Genomic DNA, 21,643 nt, shown 5'->3' with positions numbered 1-21,643 from the left:
GTACTATGGAAAGCATAATTATCATTGTATTTGTTCTCGGTTATTTGGCAATCACCTTAGAACATAATTTAAAAATTGACAAATTGATTCCCGCTTTAGGGATGATGGCTCTTTTATGGGCAATAATCGCATTAACACACATGGATGTTTTTGAAGTTAATGCGGAGCTAAAAGAATTAGAAGCAACGCATATTGACGAAATATTGCTCCATCACTTAGGAAAAACAGCAGAGATTCTTGTTTTCTTATTAGGAGCGATGACAATTGTTGAGATAATCGATTATTTCGATGGTTTTGCAACTATAAAAGGTTATATAAAAGCTAGAAGTAAGCGTAAGTTATTATGGATCTTTAGTATTCTTGCTTTTGTTTTATCAGCAATAATAGATAATCTTACTGCTACAATTGTATTAATAACAATACTTCAAAAAGTAATAAAAGATAGAGAACTTCGTCTTTGGTTTGCGGGTATTATTATTATAGCAGCCAATGCTGGAGGTGCATGGTCACCAATTGGAGATGTTACAACTACCATGTTATGGATAGGGCATAAAGTATCTGCTGCATTATTAATAGAGCACGTTTTAATACCATCAATTTTCTGTATGGTAGTGCCAGTTTTAATTGCTTCAAGATTAAAAATATTTAAAGGGAACATTGAAGGTGATTTTTCAGACACTGGATCGAAATCTAAATACGGTACAATTATGTTGTATTTAGGTTTAGGGATGATCGTTTTTGTTCCTCTTTTTAAAACAGTAACACATTTGCCTCCATATGTTGGTATGATGCTTTCTTTGGCAGTAGTAGCAACTTTTGCTGAGATTTACAGTAATAAAAAATTCGCAATCTCTGGAGTAAATGAAGATAGTGGAGATTTTGAAGGACACCATAGTCCAGTGCACCACTCGCTTGCAAGAATTGAGCTTCCAAGTATCTTATTCTTCTTAGGGATATTAATGGCGGTAGCTGCTTTAGAATCTCTTGGAATGTTATTCCATTTTGCTGAAAAGATGGACGCTGTAATGCCTATGTTAGGAACAGAGTCTGCAGGAGAGAAAGTATCAGATTTAGTAGTTCTTATTTTAGGAGTAGGTTCAGCGGTTATTGATAATGTTCCGTTAGTAGCAGCTAGTATGGGGATGTTCTCAGTTGGTGTAGATGATCCTGTTTGGCATTTTATTGCTTATTCAGCAGGTACAGGAGGAAGTATGCTTATTATCGGTTCTGCTGCTGGTGTAGTAGCAATGGGAATGGAAAAAATTGACTTTTTCTGGTATTTGAAAAAAATAGCTTGGTTAGCGTTAATAGGATTCTTATCTGGAGCTGTTGTTTTTGTACTGCTAAGAAATTTCGTGTTAAACGTATAATTTTATATCTAAAAGGACGTTATAAATCAAACCCAATAAGTTTAAATAATAATATATGATATTATTTCAAGAAGCAACTCAAGAAGTCGCTCAAGAGGTTATTTCTGAAGAGAAAACGCTTTCAGTGATAGATTTGATTTTGAATGGAGGTACAGCTAGTATGCTGATAATAGCAGTGCTTTTTGTATTGTTATTTGTAGCACTTTACATTTATTTCGAAAGAATCTTTGCCATAAAAGCAGCTTCAAAAATTGATAAAAATTTTATGCTTCAAATTAAAGACCATGTATCTAATGGTAAACTGGAAGCAGCTAAAATACTGTGTGCACAAACAGATTCTCCAGTAGCAAGATTAACAGAAAAGGGAATCTCTAGAATAGGGAAGCCTTTGGAAGATATAAATAAGGCTATTGAGAATGCAGGTACATTAGAAGTTTACAAGTTAGAAAAGAATGTTAGTGTTCTAGCTACTGTTGCTGGAGCTGCTCCAATGATTGGTTTCTTAGGAACTGTAATAGGAATGATTATTGCATTTCATCAAATGGCAACTAGCGGAGGTCAAGCAGAAATGGGACAATTGGCAAGTGGTATTTATACAGCCATGACAACTACTGTTGCTGGTCTTGTTGTAGGTATTATAGCTTATATTGGTTATAACCATTTGGTAGTAAAAACCGATAAGGTAGTACATAATATGGAGGCTAATGCTGTAGAGTTTTTAGATCTTCTTGAAGAACCTATGTAGTTTTAAATAACTATAAACTTTAATACAAAATAGATAGTTTGTTTTTATCAGACTATCTATTTTGTAATTAGAAACACTGAAATATTAGATTATGAAATACTTAAAGAAACTAGATCGTTCTAGTTGAAACTTTGGTATTCCATCTGACTATTAAAGAATTATTAAACAGTAACAGATGAAATTAAAAGGAAGAAACAAAGTGTCTCCAGAGTTCAGTATGAGCTCCATGACTGATATTGTTTTTCTGCTCTTGGTGTTCTTTATGCTTACCTCAAATTCTCCAAATGCCTTAGATTTACTTTTACCAAAAGCTAAAGGGAAGTCTACAAATACACAAAACGTATCCGTAAGTATTAATAAAGATTTAGATATTTATGTTGATAATGTAAAAGTGAAATCTGAATTTGTAGAAACAGAGTTAAAACGTAGATTAAAAGGAGTAGATGAGCCTACAATTATTTTACGTGCAGAGAAAAGTGTTCCTATCGATAATGCCGTGAATATTATGGATATTGCGAATCAGAATAATTATAAAGTAATTTTAGCAGTAAGACCTAAATAGAGATGTCGCTTTTAGATACCCAACATAAAAAGAAATCCTTTACAGTAACAACAGTTTTGTTGTCGATACTGCTATTTCTGATGTTTTATATTGGGTTAAGTTATCTCGATCCACCAATAGAAAATGGTATTTCGGTAAATTTCGGAACTACAAATTATGGTAGTGGAAATGTACAACCAAAAGAAAAAATAAAAAGTACACCAGTTAAGAAGCCTGTTGTTGAAGAAACTCCAGTGGAAGCGACTCCACCAGAGCCTACAGCTCCTGCAGAATCAGCTCCTAGTAAAGCTGAAGATGTTGTTACTCAAAACAACGAAGAGTCTGTTGTAATAAAAAAACAAAAGGAAGCCGCTGAAGCTAAGAAAGCAGCCGATGCTAAGAAGAAAGCCGAAGCGGAAGCTAAGAAAAAGGCAGAAGCAGAGGCTGAACGTAAAGAATTAGCACGAAAAGCGGAAGAAGAGCGTATTAAAAAGGAACAAGAAGCTAAAAAGAAGAATCTTGATGCTATGATGGGTGGGCTGAATAGTTCCGATGGTACAGCTACTGGAAGTGAAGGTGATGATAACCGTGCAGGAGATAAAGGACAGCCGGATGGCGATCCATATGCCACTAGTTATTTTGGTGATGGAGGATCTGGTTCAGGAGGTTCAGGATATGGCCTAAATGGACGTAAATTACAGTCGGGAGATAAATTTGTTCAAGATTGTAATGAATCGGGTACAGTGGTTGTGAAGATTGAAGTTGATCGCTCAGGAAAAGTTATTAATGCTACTCCTGGAGTGAGAGGGACCACAAATACAGCACCTTGTTTAAAAGAAGCAGCTAGTAAAACTGCGCGTTCGTATAAATGGAACTCCGATCCAAATGCACCATCTCGACAAGTTGGCTTTGTGGTCGTTAATTTTAAATTAGGAGAATAACATTTACTTCGAGCTATTTACACCTGAAAATTTATTGCTTACTAGAAGTTTACAATACACAAACTACATATTTAATAGCCTTATTTATATAATATGACTTACGAGCAAACCCTAGATTGGATGTTTGGTAGATTGCCCATGTATCAGAAACAAGGGCAATCGGCTTTTAAGCCTAAGTTAACCAACACCGTTGCTTTAATAGAACATCTTAATAATCCCCATGAGAATTTTAAATCTATTCATGTAGCTGGAACTAATGGAAAGGGGTCTACGAGTCATATGTTAGCATCTGTGCTTCAAGAGGCAGGCTATAAAGTTGGTTTGTATACTTCTCCCCATTTAAAGGATTTTCGTGAGCGTATAAAAATTAACGGAGAAGAGGTTTCAGAGAAATTTGTGATCGATTTTATTTCAGAAAACAAGAATTTTTTAGAGGTAAATACACTTTCCTTTTTTGAAATGACTGTAGGGATGGCGTTTCATTATTTTTCAGCTGAAAAAGTAGACATCGCCATTATTGAGGTAGGATTAGGAGGGAGATACGACTCTACAAATATCATAACTCCAGAAATCTCTTTAATAACGAATATCGGGTTAGATCATACAGATATGCTCGGAGATACGTTGCCTAAAATTGCATGGGAGAAAGCGGGTATAATAAAACCGAATGTGCCTGTTGTAATCAGTGAATATCATCCAGAAACATATCCTGTTTTTGAAGAGGTCGCTAAAGAATGTAATACATCATTAACCTTGGCTGCTCATTTGGATGTAAGCTATAAAAGCGATTTGTTAGGAGCGTATCAGGAAAAAAATATAAAAGCGGTTGTCTGTGCCTTAAAGCAATTAGAAGGTTTTACAATTACAGAAGATAATTTGATTAACGGATTAAAAAATACGGTTCGAAATACTGGCTTGATGGGGAGGTGGCAGCAATTAGGAATTAATCCGACAATTGTTTGTGATACGGCCCATAATAAAGAAGGACTTTCTATTGTTATGGATCAGCTTTCAAAACAAAAATATAACGATTTACATATTGTTTTAGGCTTTGTTAAAGACAAAAAACTGACAGATATACTTCCAATATTACCAAAAGAAGCTACTTATTACTTTTGTAAGCCAGAAATTTCTAGAGGCTTAGATGCTTTAGTTTTACAAGAGAATGCAAGTGCTTATGGCTTGGAGGGGTTTGTATATAGTTCAGTTTCAGATGCTTTTAGTGCGGCTAAAGAGAGTGCTCAAGAAAGAGATTTTATATATGTAGGAGGTAGTACTTTTGTGGTTGCTGAAATACTCTAAATTTTTCATCTTTTTCTTTGTTGAAATGAAAAACTGTTCTATATTTGCAACCGCAATCAAGCAAATGAAGGGCGATTAGCTCAGTTGGTTCAGAGCACCTGCCTTACAAGCAGGGGGTCACTGGTTCGAATCCAGTATCGCCCACCAATTTTGAGACTTCCTTGACGGGAGTCTTTTTTTATAACAAGCTTTCATTTACTTGATTCCCTATAGAGGGCGATTAGCTCAGTTGGTTCAGAGCACCTGCCTTACAAGCAGGGGGTCACTGGTTCGAATCCAGTATCGCCCACCATTATATCAAGCCATTCAGGAAACTGAGTGGCTTTTTTGTTTTCTTCTAGATTCTCTTTTCGTAATTTTATGTTATTAAATCTTAATCATGAATATTTTAATTTACGGAATTGGTGGTGTTGGAGGCTATTTTGGAGGAAAACTGGCAGCAACAGATCACCACATTAGTTTCTATGGTAGAGGTTCACACCTAAAGGCAATCCAAGAGAATGGACTTCAAGTAAAAAGTTTTGAAGGAGATTTTAAAGTATATCCAGATATTGCAACAAATAGTTTGGAAGATATTCCTACGCCAGATTTAGTTTTGCTGGGAGTAAAAAGTTGGCAGTTGGAAGAAGCTGCTTTAGCAATCAACCCTTTTTTAAAAGAGACCACAGCAGTTTTACCGTTGCAGAATGGAGCAGATAACCACGGTAAGCTTTTAAAATGTTTGTCTGAGAAGCAAGTATTAACGGGTCTTTGTAATTTAATAAGTTATATTGAATCTCCGGGAGTAATTTGTCATTTTGCGATTCATCCAACCCTAACTTTTGGAGAGATTGATAATAATAAGTCAGATAGAGTGAATGCTATAAATGCAGTTTTTAATGAAGCTGGAATTGTAAGTTTTATTGCTGATGACATTCATCGTGAAATTTGGAAAAAATTTATGTTTATAGCTACCATAAGCGCCATTGGGGGACTTACTCGCGTGCCTATTGGAGCAATTAGATCAAGTCCGTATTTGTATAAGAAAATGGAAGAGATTGCGAATGAGATTTTGCATGTAGCACAAGCAAAACAAATAAATTTGACAGTTAAAGATGTAGAAAATGTATTTAAAACAATAGATAAACTAGATCCACAAAGTACAGCCTCTACACAACGTGATATTATGGAAGGAAAACCTTCAGAGCTTGAAAATTTTAATGGGTATATAGTTAAAGAAGGAGCTCGTTTAAACGTGGCTACACCAGTAAATGAATTTATTTATGAATGTTTGAAGCCTATGGAAACAAAATCCAGAAGTAAATGATAGTTTTTGGTAAGAAATTGTATCGGTAGTTGTTTTCTTTCTATTGAAAATAAAGCTCTAACTAACGTTTTAATTGAATAGATAGCTTGCTTTTTTTACGTTGATAAGTATATACGGTGTAATTACATAAATATTTAGCAACATATTTAGCGATAAACACACCAATCAATATAGGAATAAATAGTTGAAAACCTCCACCTACAATAGCACATGTTAAGAATAACGAGGTTAAAGGAGCGTGGATTGCAGCACTTAGCATAGCTCCAGCACCAATTAAGGCAAAATTCAATACGATTAAATCGGTATGCAGATAATGATTACAAAAGGTAGCAACAAAAATACCAAGAATAGCACCTGTAACAATGCTAGGAGCAAAAACTCCACCATCACCACCTGCGCCTAAAGTTAAGGACGCCGCCAATGGTTTGAGGATGATAATGGAAAATAGTGTAGCAATAAATCCTAATGAAAACTGGATATAATGGTCGGGGGCTAATAGTTCTATTACCCCGTGATAACTATCTCCATATAATGCTGGGAAGAAGAAAATAGAAATCCCAACGAGCAGTGCACCAAGATTTACACGGATAAAATTATTTTCAATTTTAGAGAATTTTTCTTTTATAAAAATGACGCTTTTAGTGAAATAAACAGCCATTAATCCAGCAAGGATACTCAGTATAATCATAAAAGGAATAGCGCTTGTATTCCAAAAAGAAACTTCTAAGTTAAAAAGAGGTCCTTTATCAAAAAAATGCACAAAAGTCCAAGCTAATAAAGCAGTAATGCTACAACTTAAAAGAATAGTTTTGGTTACTTTTCTTGAGATTACTTCAATAGAAAAAAGGATTCCAGCAATAGGGCTTCCAAACAAAACGGTTATACCAGCAGCTACTCCTGCACAAATTAGTTCCGTTTTATAGATGTTTGCAACGCCATCCTTTCTGTGGACAGAAGCTCCTATAGCAGCCGTAGCTACTACTGTAGATACTTCAATCCCTGTAGAGCCGCCAAAAATAACAGTGAGAAATCCGTTAATATAATGGGACGGAACTTTGTAAAAAGGGAGTTCGTCTTTTCTATGGTCTAAAGTGTGAAAGATTTCAGCAATACCTTTATTTTTCTTTCCTCTGAAAAGATATTTTCGAGTAAAATAGATAAGTGTAATTCCAATTGAAGGCACTATAATATAAAGTATGGGTAGTTTCTTGAGACCTTCAAAAAGATGTTCTTCAAAAAGCTCAGTAATTAATTTCAGAGTATAACCTAAAGCTGTAGCAAGGAGTCCGACAATAATTGATCCTGTAATTAATCCGTAGTAACTTTTTTTAATGGTTTCTTTTTTCATGGAGTTAACTTCCTCTCTTCAACTAAATTTAAGGATGCAAAATTATAAAAAATAAAGCTGTAGATCTCATAAAATCATAATTACTGCCTTTTGCTTTTATAATACAATGTTATTGTTTAACTCTCTTATTTTTTTGATTTAACCTCTAATTTGAATTAATTAATAGCTTCTTTTTGAAAAATCATCAAAAATCAAGAGTGCTCCATGATAAAACAATCCAAAATTTGCATAGTGTGCTTTATATTCAATAATTTTATTTACTTGAAATTTAGTGTTTTATGAGTCTGTAGGTCAAGGGGCTTTTTCAGTAGTTATAAAAGCATTAAATTATAATAGAAATTTTTTAGCATATGAAGGTTAATACTAAAGAACACGAGCGATTACAAGAAAATTATTCAGAGAAGAAAGATTGGCTTAAGTGGGGGCCTTACTTGAGTGAGAGGCAATGGGGGACAGTTCGTGAAGATTATAGTGCTAATGGTGATGCATGGGGTTATTTTACACACGATAATGCTCGAAGTAGGACGTACCGCTGGGGGGAAGATGGAATTGCAGGAATTAGCGACCGTTATTGTAATATATGTTTTGGAATTTCTCTATGGAATGGAAAAGATTCCATCTTAAAAGAAAGACTTTTTGGATTAACAGGTCCTGAAGGAAATCATGGTGAAGATGTAAAGGAGCTGTATTATTATTTGGAAAATACACCTTCTCATTCTTATATGAAACATCTTTATAAATATCCACAGAATGAATTTCCCTATAAAAAGATTGTAGAAGAAAATAGGAAACGAGGACTGCACGAACTCGAATATAAAATATTAGATTCTGATGCTTTTAAAAACAACGAATATTTTGATGTTACTACAGAGTACGCAAAGGCAGATAATGAAGATATGCTTATTAAAATTACGGTACAGAATGTAGCTGATAAAGAAGCGTCAGTACATTTGTTACCTACGCTTTGGATTCGTAATTTTTGGAGTTTTGTAGATATGGAAGAGAAACCTTCCATAAAAAAAGAGCATAGTCAAAGTGGGGATTTTGTGTCTATAGATCATATTTATGTGGGTAAATATAATTTGTATTTTGAAGAGGCTGATCTATTATTTTTTACGGAAAATGAAACCAATGATGAGGTGCTTTATAATAAAAAAAACAATCATCCTTATAAAAAGGACCTCTTTCATACCTCTTTAATTAACGGTGATCTTTCATTAGCATCCGCAAAAAGTGAGGGTACTAAATTTGCTCCTGTTTATAAATTAAACCTTCAAGGAGGAGAATCGAGGACTATAAAATTAAGACTCAGTAAAGATCGATTGCAAGATCCATTTGGAGGGCAGTTTAATGTTGTTTTTGATAAAAGAATAGCGGAGTGTGATCATTTTTATGATTCGGTAACCAAAGGGAGCACACCAGAGCGTAAATCTATTCAGCGACAAGCATATTCTGGGTTGTTATGGACAAAGCAGTACTATAATTACGAAGTAGAAACTTGGCTTAAAGGAGATTCAGAAGTCTCTATTCCACCTGTCGAGCGACTTTCAGGAAGAAATAATAATTGGAAAACTTTACGTAATCACGATATAATGTCGATGCCAGATAAATGGGAGTATCCTTGGTATGCATCTTGGGACTCTGCTTTTCATTGTGTGTCTTTTGCAAAGGTGGATCCAGAATTTGCTAAAAATCAACTTATTCTTTTTACTAAAGAATGGTATATGGCGCCAAACGGTCAGATTCCAGCATACGAATGGTCTTTTAGTGATGTTAATCCTCCAGTCCAAGCTTGGGCGGCAATGCAAGTTTATAAATTAGATAAGAAAGAAAATGGTGCTGGAGATATAAAATTTTTAAAGCAGATGTTAAATAAGCTCGCTTTAAATTTTACGTGGTGGGTTAATAGATTGGATAGCAATAACAATAATATTTTTGAAGGTGGGTTTTTAGGCTTAGATAATATAGGTGTTTTTGATAGAAGTTATGGCGTTCCAGGGAATGGGAAATTAGAACAGGTTGATGGTACTTCATGGATGGCGCTATATTGTTTGAGTATGCTTGAGATGAGTCTTGAAGTTTCTTTACAGGATGATGCTTTTGAGGATATGGCAGTAAAATATTTTGGACATTTTATTTTTATTGCTGAAGCTTTAAATAAAATTAATATTGATTCTAAGGGAACTTGGGATGAGGAAGAAGGTTTTTTCTATGATAAATTAACGCTTCCTTCTGGAGAATCTACGCCCATAAAAGTGCGTTCTATAGCAGGATTGTTATCGATGACTGCGGTGTTAAATATTAAAAAGGAGGTGTTGAGTAAGCTTCCAAAATTTGAACGTAGTGTTAATTGGTTTAAAGAATATAGGAAGGAGACATTTAAATATCCAGTAATCCAGTCTTTTGTAGATGGAGAGGATTTGTTATTATCGTTAGTCCCACAAGATCGTTTATTGGTGTTAATGAAAAGTTTTTTAGATGAAAAAGAATTTTTAAGCGATTATGGAATTAGATCGCTATCCAAAGCACATGAAGAGCCTTATCATATTCGTATCGAAAATATAGATTATAGCATTAATTATGAGCCAGCAGAATCTACAGTTCATCTCTTTGGAGGGAATTCTAATTGGAGAGGTCCAATTTGGATGCCAATTAATTTTTTATTCATACAAGCTTTAAAAGAATATGAAAGTCATAATATGGGGGCTTTAAGCTTTGAGTTTCCTAGTGGGAGTGGGGTTAAAAAAGAGCTTTCTCATATCACCAATGACCTCAGTGAGCGTTTAATTAAAATGTTTGAAAAGGATGAAAATGGAAACCGACCAATAAATGCAAATCATCCAGAGAAATATAAGGATCCTCTATTTGATGAATTGATTTTGTTTTATGAGTATTTTGATGGAGATAACGGACGTGGTTTGGGTGCTTCTCATCAGACGGGTTGGACAAGTTTAGTAGCAAATTTAATAGACGATATATCTTAGTTAGTCGTTTTTATGACTTCAGTTTCGCTGAAATAACGATTGATTATTTATAAAATAAAGTGACTATAAATCCATGCTTGGGAATCTTTTTCCTAAGCGTGGATTTTTTATTTTCAAAAAATATTTTTCCTATAATCCTATGTTTTATAGGGTTTTACAGATTTTTTGGGTTGCAAATCATCATATGAATATCATATAAAATGAATTTAACACAGCTTTAAGAAAACCGCTCTCCTTTTTTCTTCGTTAGTATAGGTGAAGATTAATCATTAAAACATCAATTATGAAAAAAGAGATAATAAAAGTTCATCAGCCAAAGAGCTTTAATAAAAGAAGACAATTTTTAAAATTGAGTGGATTGGCTGTCGCGGGTACAGGGTTATTATTAGCTTGTAATAACGATGACGATCAAGATATGATGATGCCGCCTACCGATGGTATATTCGATCTTGGAGAAGGTGATCTTGGAGTTTTAAATTATGCTTATGCATTAGAGCAGCTAGAAGCAGATTTTTATACCAAGGTTGTTAATTCTTTTTATGCTAATATTTCTGACGAAGAGAGACAAGTGCTTACAGATTTATATTACCATGAGGTAAATCATAGAGATTTTTTCCAAGCTGCAATTTCTGCTGCTGTAGATGGAAATACAGAACTTATACTACCAACTTTAGAGTTTGATTATGGAGGTTTAGATTTTAATAACAGAGATCAAGTTTTAGGAACTGCAAAGGTGTTGGAAGATACTGGAGTTGCAGCTTATAATGGTGCTGGAAGTTTAATTTCTAATCCAGATTATTTATTAATAGCAGGAAAAATTGTTTCCGTTGAAGCTAGACATGCATCAGCGATAAGAACATTGATTAATCCTGGTTCTGCAGATTTTGCAGGAGATGATGTTGTAACTGTAGATACAGGATTGGACGCTGCACTAAGCCCATCAGAGATTTTGGCAGCGGTAGGTGAAACTGGGTTTATTAAAACTGAATTTACAGCTAATAACTTGCCTTAATTATAAGGACTTCACACATTGATAAATAACATAATTTATTTTCAGCAGTAAAAAGCTGACTTAACTTTAAAATTGAAAACTATGAATATTATAAATTTTTTAGATGATTTTACTACTAGTAATATTTTAGAAGGAACATCATCAAGACGAGATATATTTGGAACATTAGGTAATTTAGGAAAAAAAGCAGCTATAGCAGCTGTGCCTTTTGGATTGGCAGCAATGCCTAAAAAAACTTACGCACAATCTATGGATACAGATCCAGTTGGAGCTTTACAATTGGCATTAACCTTAGAATATTTAGAAGATGAATTTTACGATCTAGCATTACAATCTGGAGTATTGCCTTCAGGTAGGCCAGAAACAGTTTATATGCAGATTTCTAAACATGAACAAGCACACGTAGATTTCTTAATAGCAGGATTAGAAGGAGCAGGAGTTACTCCAGTATCAAAACCAACGTTTGATTTTACTGTAGGCGGCGCTTTCGATCCTTTTAATGATAATGGAGTAGGGCAAGAAACAGCTTACGCACAGTTATTGGCATTAGCGCAAGCTTTTGAAGATACAGGGGTGAGAGCTTACAAAGGGCAAGCAGGAAATTTATTAGGTTCCCCGTTTTTAACTGCAGCCTTACAGATTCATTCTGTCGAAGCTAGGCATGCTTCAGAAATTAGAAGGTTAAGAGGCTTAAAAGGATGGATTACTGGAAATGAAAGAGGTGCAGGAATGCCAGAGGCTACACAAGCAGTTTATAATGGAGAGGATAATGTAATGCAAGGTGGATTGGATGTTACTACATTAGGAACAGGAGCTGCTTTTGGTATGGATGCTTCAACAGAAGCATACGACGAAGCATTATCTGGAGATGATGCAGTGTCTATCGCTAGCTTATTTATAGTAGAAGAATAATTTTTTAAGTTGGTTGTTTAGGTCGTTTAGGGAGTGCAATTCCTTAAACGACCTTTTTTTATGCCAAATAGTCTAATGTTCTTTCTAAAGCCATTCCTCGCGACCCTTTTATTAAGAGATGCTTTTCTGAAGGTTTGTGAGTTTTTACGTACTCCTTAAGGTCTTCGAAGGATTTAAATTTTAAGGCTTTAGTCTCTGTTTGATAAAAATTCTCGCCAACTAGAATGATGGTATTAAAACTTAGTTTTTCTGCAAGCTCAGCTATGTATTGATGCTCTTCTTCAGCTTCATTTCCAAGCTCGAACATGTCTCCTAGAATAACTAATTTAGAAGACTCCTTTAATTGATCAAAATTTTCTAAGGCAACCTTCATGCTCGAAGGGTTTGCATTATATGCATCTAAAATAATTTGATGATCTTTAGTTTTTATTATTTGAGATCTATTATTGCTAGGGGTATATTTTTCTATAGCTTCTTTAATAGCTTCAGGGGTTATTTCAAAATGACTCCCAATAGTGACAGCAATTGCAATGTTGGTAAAGTTGTATGTGCCAATTAAATTAGAATTGATGCTGAGGTTTTTGTAGTTAACAGATACAAATGGGGCAGCGCTTTCTAATGAAATTTTATAAGTAGTATTGTTAGAATCACTAAATCCAATCTTTTTACTGTATGTATCAAGCTTTTCAACTTGTATCGGATCATCTCCGTTAAAAAATATAGTTTTACTGTTTTCGATTAAGAAATTATAAAGCTCACTTTTTCCTTTTATCACTCCTTGAACTCCTCCAAATCCTTCTAAATGTGCCTTCCCAAAGTTCGTGATGTATCCATAATCTGGAAGGGCTATCTTACAGAGGTTTTCAATCTCTTTTAAATGATTGGCGCCCATTTCCACAATCCCTATCTCTGTGGTTTTATCCATAGATAATAAGGTGAGCGGAACACCAATATGATTATTTAGGTTTCCTTTTGTAGCAACTGTTTTAAATTTTTTAGATAAAACAGCATTGATTAATTCCTTAGTTGTTGTTTTTCCATTACTTCCAGTAAGTGATATTATTGGAATGTTTAAATAATTCCTATGGAATTTTGCTAGTTCTTGAAGTGTCTTTAGGCAATTTTCGACTAGGATTATAGCGTCAGAAGTTTTGTGTTCTTTTTCATCTACAACAGCATAAGATGCACCTTTTTTTAAGGCTTCTTCAGCAAAAGAATTACCGTTAAAATTTTCGCCTTTTAAAGCAAAAAATATAGAATTGTCTTCGATTTTTCTTGTGTCTGTAACAACTCCAGATGTAGTTAGGAATATGCTGTGTAGTTCTTCTATTTTCATAAATTAAAAGTATAAAAAAAGCTCTGAAATTTTCAGAGCTTTTTTATTAAAATATTGTGTAGACTTTTTTAGTGTCTTGGTGTCTTTTTTTCTTTTGCTTTAGAACCAACTCTAGACATTGCGCAACGGAAACCGATGTAATCTGTAGCCATATATTGCGGTAAATATCTTCTTTGTGCGGGATCTAACCAATAAGCTCTATCTTTCCAAGAACCTCCTTTGTAAACTCTAACTTCGTCGTTAATAAGAGTAGTTCTTGTATTAGAGTCATCTATTTGTTTCATAATGTTTCCTAAAGAATCTCTAACGATTTTATTTTTAGGAGCGTTATACATTCTCTTAGAATCATCCTCACTATCTTCATCACTGAACATATCGTAATATCTTGTAGAACCTTTATCACCATCACGATAATTTCTGTTATCACTAGTGTCAAAGTTTGTTCTTAGGTAAGTGTCGTTATTATCGATAGGAACCATAGCGATTTCTCCAGGAAGATCACGCGCAACAATTCTACCGTTACTTAGAGTGTCGTATTTAATTCCGTCTCTACCAACAATCTGTACTTTTCCGTCTTCTCCAATAGAAGTCTTCATGTATACATTTCCTCGGTAGTAGTTAAAATCGTTTGCTTCATCATCTACAATCGGTCTATATACATCGGCAACCCATTCTGCAACATTTCCAGCCATATCATATAATCCCCAATCGTTTGGAGCATAAGATTTTACTTGAGCTGTAATATCTGCGCTATCATCAGACCAACCTGCAATACCACCGTAATCTCCTTTTCCTTGCTTAAAGTTAGCAAGTTGATCTCCACGGTTTTTTCTTTTCCCAGATCTAGTGTATTCACCTTCCCAAGGATATTTTTTTCTACCTCTATAGTTGTTGTATTCTCTAGTTCCAACAAGAGCAGCAGCAGCATATTCCCATTCTGTTTCTGTAGGTAATCTATAAGATGGCATAATAACACCGCTCGATCTTTTAGCAAAAACATTAGTAGAATCTCTTTTTACCTTCCCTTGTAAAGAATCTATTTGACCGCCATAAACATTTTCAGGACTATTTAAATAGGTCTCTGTACTAAAAGTCCCATCGCTTTCTCCATTTACAGCAGAGTATTTGCTGTTTTTGGCTAGATACCCTTCACGTTCTAAAAGTAATTCATTAACACGGTCTGTTCTCCATTCAGAAAATTGAACAGCTTGAACCCAGTTAACACCAACAACAGGATATTCTGCGTATGCAGGATGTCTTAGGTAGTTATTGGTCATTACTTCGTTGTAACCCAGTCTATTTCTCCAAACCAATGTGTCTGGAAGAGCGCCTTTGTATATGTTGGCATAAGCTGGATCGTCTGGAGGATATACACTTTTGAGGTAATCAAGGTACTCCATGTACATCTTGTTTGTAACCTCTGTTTCATCCATGTAAAAAGACTGAACGTGTTGTTGTGTAGGTGTGTTGTTCCAGTCGTGCATTACATCATCTTGTACCTTACCTCTAGTAAAGGTACCACCTTCTAGAAATACAAGGCCAGGAGCCGTTTCTTGCTCCTTGAAATTTGTATTGTATTGGAAACCACCTTCTTTAGAGTTGATTTCCCAACCTGTAGCTCTGGAAGTGTTTTTAGAAGAGTTGTTACAGCTAGTAAAACTCGCAAACGCAACCAAGCATAATACATATGGGTTAAAAAGATACTTCTTCATAGTTAAGATTTGAGTTGTCTTAAATAAGTGTGCAATATAGTAATTAAGTATTTTAATTCAATTTTTTTCATAGAAATTGTGCGTATAATGTTGTCAAAGTCTACTGCGCTGTTGTAAAACGCTTAAATGCCAATTTTATTATTTATGGCTTTGGATTTTTGCGAATCTTAGCGAAAAAAATCATTTCATTTAAACCATTTTCTATTTTTTTATTAAAAATCAACTCTTCTATATACTATATTTGTTAACGATTCGTTAATGCTGTATTGTCACAATTAGAGTTTACAGATGTTGTCGAATTATAATAATAAATTATATTTGTTTATAAATCAACCCAAGCTAATAATGAAATTATTTTCTTACCCTACTATTTTTTTATTTCTGCTTTTTTCAGGCTCATTGGTGGCGCAGTCGGCACCAGAAGATTATAGAGTAATAACTACTGCTGTCCCTTTTCTATCAATAGCTTCGGATGCGCGAGGAGGAGGAATGGGAGAACTTGGGGCTACTACTTCTACAGATGTATTTTCTCAACAATGGAATCCCGCTAAATATGCTTTTGCTAGTAGACAATATGGAGTTGGAATCAGCTACACGCCATATTTAAGTCAGTTAGTTAATGATATAGCTTTGATAAATGCAACTTTTTATAGTCGGATTAATGAAAGAAGTGCTTGGGCAACAAGTATTCGTTATTTTAGTTTAGGAGATATAGAAACAATTACAGAGAATGAAGCGCTTCAAGGTTTAGCACCTATAATAGAACGCCCTAATGAATTGGCTATTGATGCTTCTTATTCATTGAAATTAAGCGAAACTTTCTCAATGGCCGTCGCAGGAAGGTATTTAAGGTCAGATTTAAAAATCCCTAGTGAGAGTATAGATGCTTCTGCTGCAAGTTCTTTTGCCGTAGATGTGGCAGGTTTTTATACTTCTAAAGAGCTTGTTTATAATAATTTTAATGGTGTATGGAAAGCTGGATTTAATATTTCTAATATTGGACCTAAAATTAAGTATGACGAAGAAGGAAGAGAAAGTCCGCTGCCAACAAACCTTAAAGTTGGAGGAGGATTTGATTTTATTTTTGATGCCTTGAACAAACTTTCCTTAAATGCAGAGTTTAATAAACTATTAGTTCCTACTCCTAGTGATTCTAATGGAGATGGTGTTATTGATACTCAAGATGATTTTTATACAGAAAGTTTTTTTACAGGAATGTTTACTTCTTTTGCTGATGCACCAGATGGATTAAGTGAAGAGCTTAAAGAGATAACTTGGGCTTTGGGAGCGGAGTATGTATATAATGACTCTTTTGCACTGCGAACAGGTTATTTCCATGAAAGTGAAGAAAAAGGTTCTCGTAAGTTTTTTACTCTTGGAGCAGGATTTAGTTTTAAATCAACCAACATAGATTTCTCATATTTATTCTCTACATCTAAAGTTAAGAATCCATTAGAAAATACTTTGCGATTCTCGCTAACTTTTAATTTGGGAGATGAATATGTAAATTAAGTTTACGGGTTTATTTGCTTTTAGTAATTGTTTTAGAGCTGTCTTCTATTGTTTCTTCTGAAGGATTTAATGCTCATTAGATATTCATATAATTATTGTATTTTGCATATACATTACTAAATGTGTAGAATATTATATGAAGAAAATTGAAATAACCACCACGCTTTCGGTTTATGATACTATTGAAGAGCTTCCGTTGGAAGTAAAAGAATTGATGATGAAAGCTATTGGTGCTAGAAAAAATGCATATGCCCCTTATTCAAAATTTAGAGTGGGAGCAGCACTTCAGTTGGAAAATGAAGAAATTGTTGTTGGGAATAATCAAGAAAATGCTGTTTACCCTTCAGGATTATGCGCAGAGCGTGTGGCAATTTATCAGGCTGGAGCTTTATATCCAAAAGAACCCATTAAAATGATGGCGATTTCTGCTTCTTCAGACATATTTAATGTTATTACTCCTATCCCACCTTGTGGCGCTTGTAGGCAGTCTATGTTTGAATATGAAGAGAATTTGCAACGTCCTATAGAAATCTATTTTATGGGAGAAACAGGGAAAGTTGTAAAGGCAGATTCTGTAAAGGATTTGTTGCCTCTTACCTTTGGAAAAGCTACTTTGAATAATATTTAACAAAAATCTTATATAAAAGCACTTTTTCATTTTTACACTTTTACTTAAAACGCTACTTTTGTATTTCGTTAGAAAAAAACATTACTTAGTAGTCAGGTTTGTATTTGTGTTAAACTTGTTAAGTGTGGACATTCGAATTTTTTGGCAAAAAGAAAAATATAGATGAAAAAAGTTACAAAAGAAGTTTACTTGAAATGGTATGAAGACATGCTATTTTGGAGAAAGTTTGAAGATAAGCTGGCAGCTGTTTATATCCAGCAAAAGGTAAGAGGTTTTCTTCACCTTTATAACGGACAGGAAGCTGTTTTAGCAGGTACTTTACATGCAATAGATCCTAAAAAGGATAAACTGATTACTGCATACCGTAATCACGTTCAGCCAATCGGAATGGGAGTAGATCCTAGAAAAGTAATGGCAGAACTATATGGTAAAGCAACAGGAACGTCTCAAGGTTTAGGAGGTTCTATGCATATCTTTTCAAAAGAGCATAATTTTTATGGAGGTCACGGTATTGTTGGAGGTCAGATTCCTCTAGGAGCTGGACTTGCATTTGCAGATAAATTCTTCAAAAGAGATGGTGTTACTTTGTGTTATATGGGAGATGGAGCAGTTCGTCAAGGATCTTTACACGAAACTTTTAACCTTGCAATGTTATGGAACTTACCTGTAGTTTTTATCTGTGAGAATAACGGATATGCAATGGGAACTTCAGTAGCAAGAACATCTAAAGAACAAGAAATTTGGAAGTTAGGACTTGGTTTTGATATGCCTTGTGGTCCTGTAGACGGAATGAATCCAGTTAAAGTAGCAGAAGCTGTAAGTGAAGCAGTAGAAAGAGCTCGTTCTGGTGGAGGTCCAACTTTCTTAGAAATGAAAACATATAGATATAGAGGTCACTCTATGTCTGATGCTCAACACTACAGAACAAAAGATGAAGTAGAAGAGTACAAAAAAATAGATCCTATTTCTCAGGTGAAAAGTATTATTTTAGATAAGAAATACGCGAAAGAGGACGATATTAGTAAAATCGATAAACGAGTTAAAGATTTAGTTAAGGAATGTGAGAAATTCGCTGAGGAGTCAGATTTCCCTGACAAGAATGTTATGTACGACGTAGTTTACGATCAAGAAGATTACCCATTTTTACAGCATAAACTTTAAAGATAATGGCAGAAATCATTAACATGCCGCGTTTGAGCGACACCATGGAAGAAGGAGTCGTTGCAAAGTGGTTAAAGAAAGTAGGAGACAAAATAGAAGAAGGCGATATTTTAGCTGAAATCGAAACTGATAAAGCAACAATGGAGTTTGAGTCTTTTCAAGAAGGGACTTTACTTTATATTGGGATAGAAGAAGGCGATGGAGCCCCAGTAGATTCGCTATTAGCGATTATTGGAGAAGAAGGCGAAGATATTTCTGGACTTATAGATGGAGCTAGTGCTTCTGCTGATTCTAAAAAAGAGGACGCTAAAGAGGCGCCTAAAAAAGAAGAGAAAGTAGAAGAAGGTGAGACTGAAGCTGCTGAGATTCCAGAAGGAGTTGAGGTAGTAACAATGCCACGCCTTAGTGATACTATGGAAGAAGGTACTGTTGCTTCTTGGCTTAAAAGTGTAGGTGATGATGTAGAAGAAGGTGAAATTTTAGCTGAAATCGAAACAGATAAGGCGACAATGGAATTCGAATCTTTCTACAGTGGGAAATTACTTTACATAGGACTTGAAGAAGGTTCTTCTGCTCCTGTTGATGATATATTAGCAATTATCGGTCCTGAAGGAACGGATGTTGATGCTGTATTAGCTGCCTCTAAAGGTGGTGGGGCTGCTCCTGCTAAAAAAGAAGCTTCTGAAGAGAAAGCTACTGAAAAGGAAACAGCAAAACCAGAAGAAAAGAAAGAAACTACCAATAAAACTGCTACAGACGGAAGAATTTTTGCATCTCCATTGGCTAAGAAAATGGCTGAGGATAAGGGGATCGAATTAGCTAACGTAACTGGATCAGGAGAGAATGGTAGAATTGTTAAGAAAGATATAGAGAATTATAAGCAGCAGCCAGCAGAAGCTAAAACTTCAGCGGCAGCTCCTGCTCAAGACGCTCCTCAAAATACAGCAATGCCATTTGTAGCTGCCGGTGAAGAGAGTAGCGAAGAGAAGAAGAATTCTCAAATGCGTAAAACTATTGCTAGAAGATTATCAGAATCTAAATTCTCAGCTCCACATTATTATTTAAATGTAGAGATAGATATGGATAATGCAATTGCTTCTAGAGGTCATATAAACGCATTGCCAGATACTAAAATATCTTATAATGATATGATTGTAAAAGCTTGTGCGATGGCATTGAAAAAGCATCCTCAAGTAAATACTTCATGGAAAGATGATGCTACTGTATACAACCACCATGTTCATGTAGGGGTTGCAGTGGCTATCGATGAAGGTCTTTTAGTTCCTGTATTGAAATTTACAGACCAAATGAGTATGACCCAAATTGGTGCTCAGGTAAGAGATTTAGCTGGTAAAGCTAGAAGTAAGAAAATTACGCCTAAAGAAATGGAGGGTAGTACTTTTACAGTTTCTAATCTTGGTAATTATGGGATAGAATCTTTTACTTCTATCATAAACCAACCAAACTCAGCAATTTTATCTGTGGGAGCAATTACACAGAAGCCAGTTGTTAAGAATGGTGAGATCGTTGTAGGGAATACAATGAAGTTGACTTTAGCTTGTGATCACAGAACTGTTGATGGTGCAACTGGAGCTCAGTTTTTACAAACATTAAAAGCATTTTTAGAGAATCCTGTGACTATGTTAGCGTAGGAAAATCTATTGTTATATTGTATCAAAATCCCGCTATATGCGGGATTTTTGGTATATTTAAAACAAACTACTTCCGAGCGATCCTTAGAGGTGTTTATTAGTAATCGTTTAATCAATTTTTATCTATCCAACATGTGAAACTCTCCTTATGAGCTTCATTCACTTTTGAAAATTAATCATATGAAAAAATATATTTTAGCCTTATCTGTATTAGCTCTTTCTTGTAAATCTACTACAGCCCCAGTTTCCGAATCTACTTCAACAGTAGTGAATTCAGCAGTAAAAAATATTACAAGTGCTTCCTCCGTAGAGAAGAATTTAACTTTTTTAGCTTCAGATAAATTAAATGGTAGAGAAGCTGGAACAGAAGGGATTAATACTGCGGCTGCATATATAGAAACGATTTTTAAGAATAACGGGGTTAAACCTTATTTTGAAAGCTACCATGATACATTAACAAATTACGATGAGCCAACCTATAATATTGTTGGGATGGTTGAAGGAAATGATGCTGCATTGAAAGATGAATTTGTAGTTATTGGGGCACATTATGATCATATAGGTAATGGAAAAGCAGATGGAGATGACATTATTGCAAATGGAGCTAATGATAATGCTTCTGGAACAAGTGCTGTTATAGAGTTCGCTAAATATTTTGGAACTCATAAAACAAATAAGAGAAGTTTGCTTTTTGTGTTATTTTCTGGTGAGGAGAAAGGGCTTTTGGGATCAAAGCATCTGGCTGCAAAATTAAAGGCTCAAAATTTTAATCTCTATACAATGTTGAATTTTGAGATGATAGGAGTACCTATGGAAAGAGAGGAGTTAACATATCTTACAGGTTATAAAGAAAGTAATATGGCCGAAATTATGAATGGATATGCTGGAGAGAATGTAGTTGGTTTTTTACCAAAAGCAGGAGAATATAACCTTTTTAAGAGATCTGATAATTACCCTTTTTACAATGAATTTAAAGTGCCAGCGCAAACTATTTGTACTTTCGACTTTGAAAACTATCCATATTATCATCATGTAAAAGATGAGGCTAGTGAAATGGATTTTGATCATATTGCAGAAGTGGTAAATACAATGACTCCTGTTTTAGAAAAGTTGGCGAATGCTCCAACCAAAGAAGTTAAAATGAACTAGAACTAATAGTTTTATTTTATTTAAAAATATTA

The 21,643-nt window shown here is 34.7% G+C and carries 17 protein-coding genes and 2 tRNA genes; 16 read left to right on the top strand and 3 right to left on the bottom strand.

The features are described from left to right. The first annotated feature begins 5 nt into the window (after window positions 1–5). From nhaD to JM658_RS14975, 8 genes are all read left to right on the top strand, one after another. Window positions 6–1,370 carry a sodium:proton antiporter NhaD gene (nhaD, locus tag JM658_RS15010; RefSeq protein WP_236960121.1) on the top strand — a complete coding sequence of 455 codons (1,365 nt, stop codon included), beginning with the start codon at window positions 6–8 and terminating at the stop codon, window positions 1,368–1,370. Between the two features lie 55 nt (window positions 1,371–1,425). Beyond that, window positions 1,426–2,115, top strand: coding sequence for a MotA/TolQ/ExbB proton channel family protein (locus JM658_RS15005; protein WP_236960119.1), 690 nt, complete (start codon window positions 1,426–1,428; stop codon window positions 2,113–2,115). Between the two features lie 175 nt (window positions 2,116–2,290). Continuing rightward, window positions 2,291–2,677, top strand: a complete 387-nt coding sequence (locus tag JM658_RS15000) for an ExbD/TolR family protein (RefSeq protein WP_236960117.1) — start codon at window positions 2,291–2,293, stop codon at window positions 2,675–2,677. A 2-nt stretch (window positions 2,678–2,679) separates the two neighbouring features. After that, window positions 2,680–3,597: an energy transducer TonB gene (locus JM658_RS14995; RefSeq protein ID WP_236960115.1), complete on the top strand. Its 918-nt coding sequence runs from the start codon at window positions 2,680–2,682 to the stop codon at window positions 3,595–3,597. Window positions 3,598–3,690: 93 nt separating this feature from the next. Beyond that, the gene (locus tag JM658_RS14990) at window positions 3,691–4,899 is read left to right on the top strand and encodes a bifunctional folylpolyglutamate synthase/dihydrofolate synthase (RefSeq protein ID WP_236960113.1); all 1,209 of its coding nucleotides are present in this window, start codon (window positions 3,691–3,693) and stop codon (window positions 4,897–4,899) included. Window positions 4,900–4,968: 69 nt separating this feature from the next. Then, window positions 4,969–5,046: transfer RNA gene (locus tag JM658_RS14985), tRNA-Val, on the top strand. 67 nt (window positions 5,047–5,113) lie between these two features. Continuing rightward, window positions 5,114–5,191 (top strand) — tRNA-Val (locus JM658_RS14980). Between the two features lie 87 nt (window positions 5,192–5,278). Further along, complete coding sequence (locus JM658_RS14975; protein ID WP_236960111.1) at window positions 5,279–6,205, top strand: ketopantoate reductase family protein; 927 nt, start codon at window positions 5,279–5,281, stop codon at window positions 6,203–6,205. A 61-nt stretch (window positions 6,206–6,266) separates the two neighbouring features. Here JM658_RS14975 and JM658_RS14970 read toward each other — a convergent pair whose 3' ends face one another. Further along, window positions 6,267–7,553, bottom strand: a complete 1,287-nt coding sequence (locus tag JM658_RS14970; RefSeq protein WP_236960109.1) for a chloride channel protein — start codon at window positions 7,551–7,553, stop codon at window positions 6,267–6,269. A 350-nt stretch (window positions 7,554–7,903) separates the two neighbouring features. Between JM658_RS14970 and JM658_RS14965 the strand changes: the two genes are divergently transcribed. The 3 genes from JM658_RS14965 (at window position 7,904) to JM658_RS14955 (ending at window position 12,461) form a co-directional block, all read left to right on the top strand. Continuing rightward, window positions 7,904–10,537 carry an MGH1-like glycoside hydrolase domain-containing protein gene (locus JM658_RS14965; RefSeq protein WP_236960107.1) on the top strand — a complete coding sequence of 878 codons (2,634 nt, stop codon included), beginning with the start codon at window positions 7,904–7,906 and terminating at the stop codon, window positions 10,535–10,537. Between the two features lie 283 nt (window positions 10,538–10,820). Next, window positions 10,821–11,549, top strand: coding sequence for a ferritin-like domain-containing protein (locus JM658_RS14960; protein WP_236960105.1), 729 nt, complete (start codon window positions 10,821–10,823; stop codon window positions 11,547–11,549). An 81-nt stretch (window positions 11,550–11,630) separates the two neighbouring features. Beyond that, entirely contained in the window at window positions 11,631–12,461 is an 831-nt protein-coding gene (locus tag JM658_RS14955) for a ferritin-like domain-containing protein (protein WP_236960103.1), read from the top strand. A 58-nt stretch (window positions 12,462–12,519) separates the two neighbouring features. Here the strand turns inward: JM658_RS14955 and JM658_RS14950 are convergent, their stop codons facing one another. Both JM658_RS14950 and gldJ read right to left on the bottom strand, forming a co-directional pair. Further along, window positions 12,520–13,797, bottom strand: coding sequence for a UDP-N-acetylmuramoyl-tripeptide--D-alanyl-D-alanine ligase (locus JM658_RS14950; RefSeq protein WP_236960101.1), 1,278 nt, complete (start codon window positions 13,795–13,797; stop codon window positions 12,520–12,522). A gap of 68 nt (window positions 13,798–13,865) precedes the next feature. After that, window positions 13,866–15,509 (bottom strand): gliding motility lipoprotein GldJ, encoded by a 1,644-nt coding sequence (gldJ, locus tag JM658_RS14945; protein ID WP_236960099.1) that lies wholly within the window; start codon window positions 15,507–15,509, stop codon window positions 13,866–13,868. Between the two features lie 345 nt (window positions 15,510–15,854). Here gldJ and porV point away from each other — a divergent pair, with 345 nt between their 5' ends. The 5 genes from porV to JM658_RS14920 all read left to right on the top strand — a co-directional run bounded on the left by porV (window position 15,855) and on the right by JM658_RS14920 (window position 21,611). Next, window positions 15,855–17,021 carry a type IX secretion system outer membrane channel protein PorV gene (gene porV, locus JM658_RS14940; protein WP_236960097.1) on the top strand — a complete coding sequence of 389 codons (1,167 nt, stop codon included), beginning with the start codon at window positions 15,855–15,857 and terminating at the stop codon, window positions 17,019–17,021. A 136-nt stretch (window positions 17,022–17,157) separates the two neighbouring features. Continuing rightward, on the top strand, window positions 17,158–17,649 hold the full coding sequence (gene cdd, locus JM658_RS14935) for a cytidine deaminase (RefSeq protein ID WP_236960095.1): 492 nt from the start codon (window positions 17,158–17,160) through the stop codon (window positions 17,647–17,649). 162 nt (window positions 17,650–17,811) lie between these two features. Further along, window positions 17,812–18,810: a pyruvate dehydrogenase (acetyl-transferring) E1 component subunit alpha gene (gene pdhA, locus JM658_RS14930; RefSeq protein ID WP_236960093.1), complete on the top strand. Its 999-nt coding sequence runs from the start codon at window positions 17,812–17,814 to the stop codon at window positions 18,808–18,810. 5 nt (window positions 18,811–18,815) lie between these two features. Then, window positions 18,816–20,462 (top strand): pyruvate dehydrogenase complex dihydrolipoamide acetyltransferase, encoded by a 1,647-nt coding sequence (locus tag JM658_RS14925; protein WP_236960091.1) that lies wholly within the window; start codon window positions 18,816–18,818, stop codon window positions 20,460–20,462. A gap of 180 nt (window positions 20,463–20,642) precedes the next feature. Next, a complete protein-coding gene (locus JM658_RS14920) occupies window positions 20,643–21,611 on the top strand; it encodes a M28 family metallopeptidase (protein ID WP_236960089.1) in 969 nt (322 codons plus the stop codon). Window positions 21,612–21,643 lie beyond the last annotated feature (32 nt).

The sequence above is a fragment of the Joostella atrarenae genome, from assembly GCF_021764745.1.
Lineage (GTDB): Bacteria > Bacteroidota > Bacteroidia > Flavobacteriales > Flavobacteriaceae > Galbibacter > Galbibacter atrarenae.
The sequence above is the reverse complement of the archived record's forward strand: the minus strand, read 5'-3'. Positions and strand labels throughout refer to the sequence as shown.

Bases quoted from the DNA above. Each gene is read 5' to 3' on its own strand.
- JM658_RS14920 (WP_236960089.1), top strand. From the start codon at position 20,643: ATGAAAAAATATATTTTAGCCTTATCTGTATTAGCTCTTTCTTGTAAA.
- JM658_RS14990 (WP_236960113.1), top strand. From the start codon at position 3,691: ATGACTTACGAGCAAACCCTAGATTGGATGTTTGGTAGATTGCCCATG.
- pdhA (WP_236960093.1), top strand. From the start codon at position 17,812: ATGAAAAAAGTTACAAAAGAAGTTTACTTGAAATGGTATGAAGACATG.
- gldJ (WP_236960099.1), bottom strand. From the start codon at position 15,509: ATGAAGAAGTATCTTTTTAACCCATATGTATTATGCTTGGTTGCGTTT.
- nhaD (WP_236960121.1), top strand. From the start codon at position 6: ATGGAAAGCATAATTATCATTGTATTTGTTCTCGGTTATTTGGCAATC.
- JM658_RS14955 (WP_236960103.1), top strand. From the start codon at position 11,631: ATGAATATTATAAATTTTTTAGATGATTTTACTACTAGTAATATTTTA.
- JM658_RS14925 (WP_236960091.1), top strand. From the start codon at position 18,816: ATGGCAGAAATCATTAACATGCCGCGTTTGAGCGACACCATGGAAGAA.
- JM658_RS14950 (WP_236960101.1), bottom strand. From the start codon at position 13,797: ATGAAAATAGAAGAACTACACAGCATATTCCTAACTACATCTGGAGTT.
- JM658_RS14995 (WP_236960115.1), top strand. From the start codon at position 2,680: ATGTCGCTTTTAGATACCCAACATAAAAAGAAATCCTTTACAGTAACA.
- JM658_RS15005 (WP_236960119.1), top strand. From the start codon at position 1,426: ATGATATTATTTCAAGAAGCAACTCAAGAAGTCGCTCAAGAGGTTATT.
- JM658_RS14970 (WP_236960109.1), bottom strand. From the start codon at position 7,553: ATGAAAAAAGAAACCATTAAAAAAAGTTACTACGGATTAATTACAGGA.
- JM658_RS14965 (WP_236960107.1), top strand. From the start codon at position 7,904: ATGAAGGTTAATACTAAAGAACACGAGCGATTACAAGAAAATTATTCA.
- JM658_RS14960 (WP_236960105.1), top strand. From the start codon at position 10,821: ATGAAAAAAGAGATAATAAAAGTTCATCAGCCAAAGAGCTTTAATAAA.
- porV (WP_236960097.1), top strand. From the start codon at position 15,855: ATGAAATTATTTTCTTACCCTACTATTTTTTTATTTCTGCTTTTTTCA.
- JM658_RS15000 (WP_236960117.1), top strand. From the start codon at position 2,291: ATGAAATTAAAAGGAAGAAACAAAGTGTCTCCAGAGTTCAGTATGAGC.
- cdd (WP_236960095.1), top strand. From the start codon at position 17,158: ATGAAGAAAATTGAAATAACCACCACGCTTTCGGTTTATGATACTATT.
- JM658_RS14975 (WP_236960111.1), top strand. From the start codon at position 5,279: ATGAATATTTTAATTTACGGAATTGGTGGTGTTGGAGGCTATTTTGGA.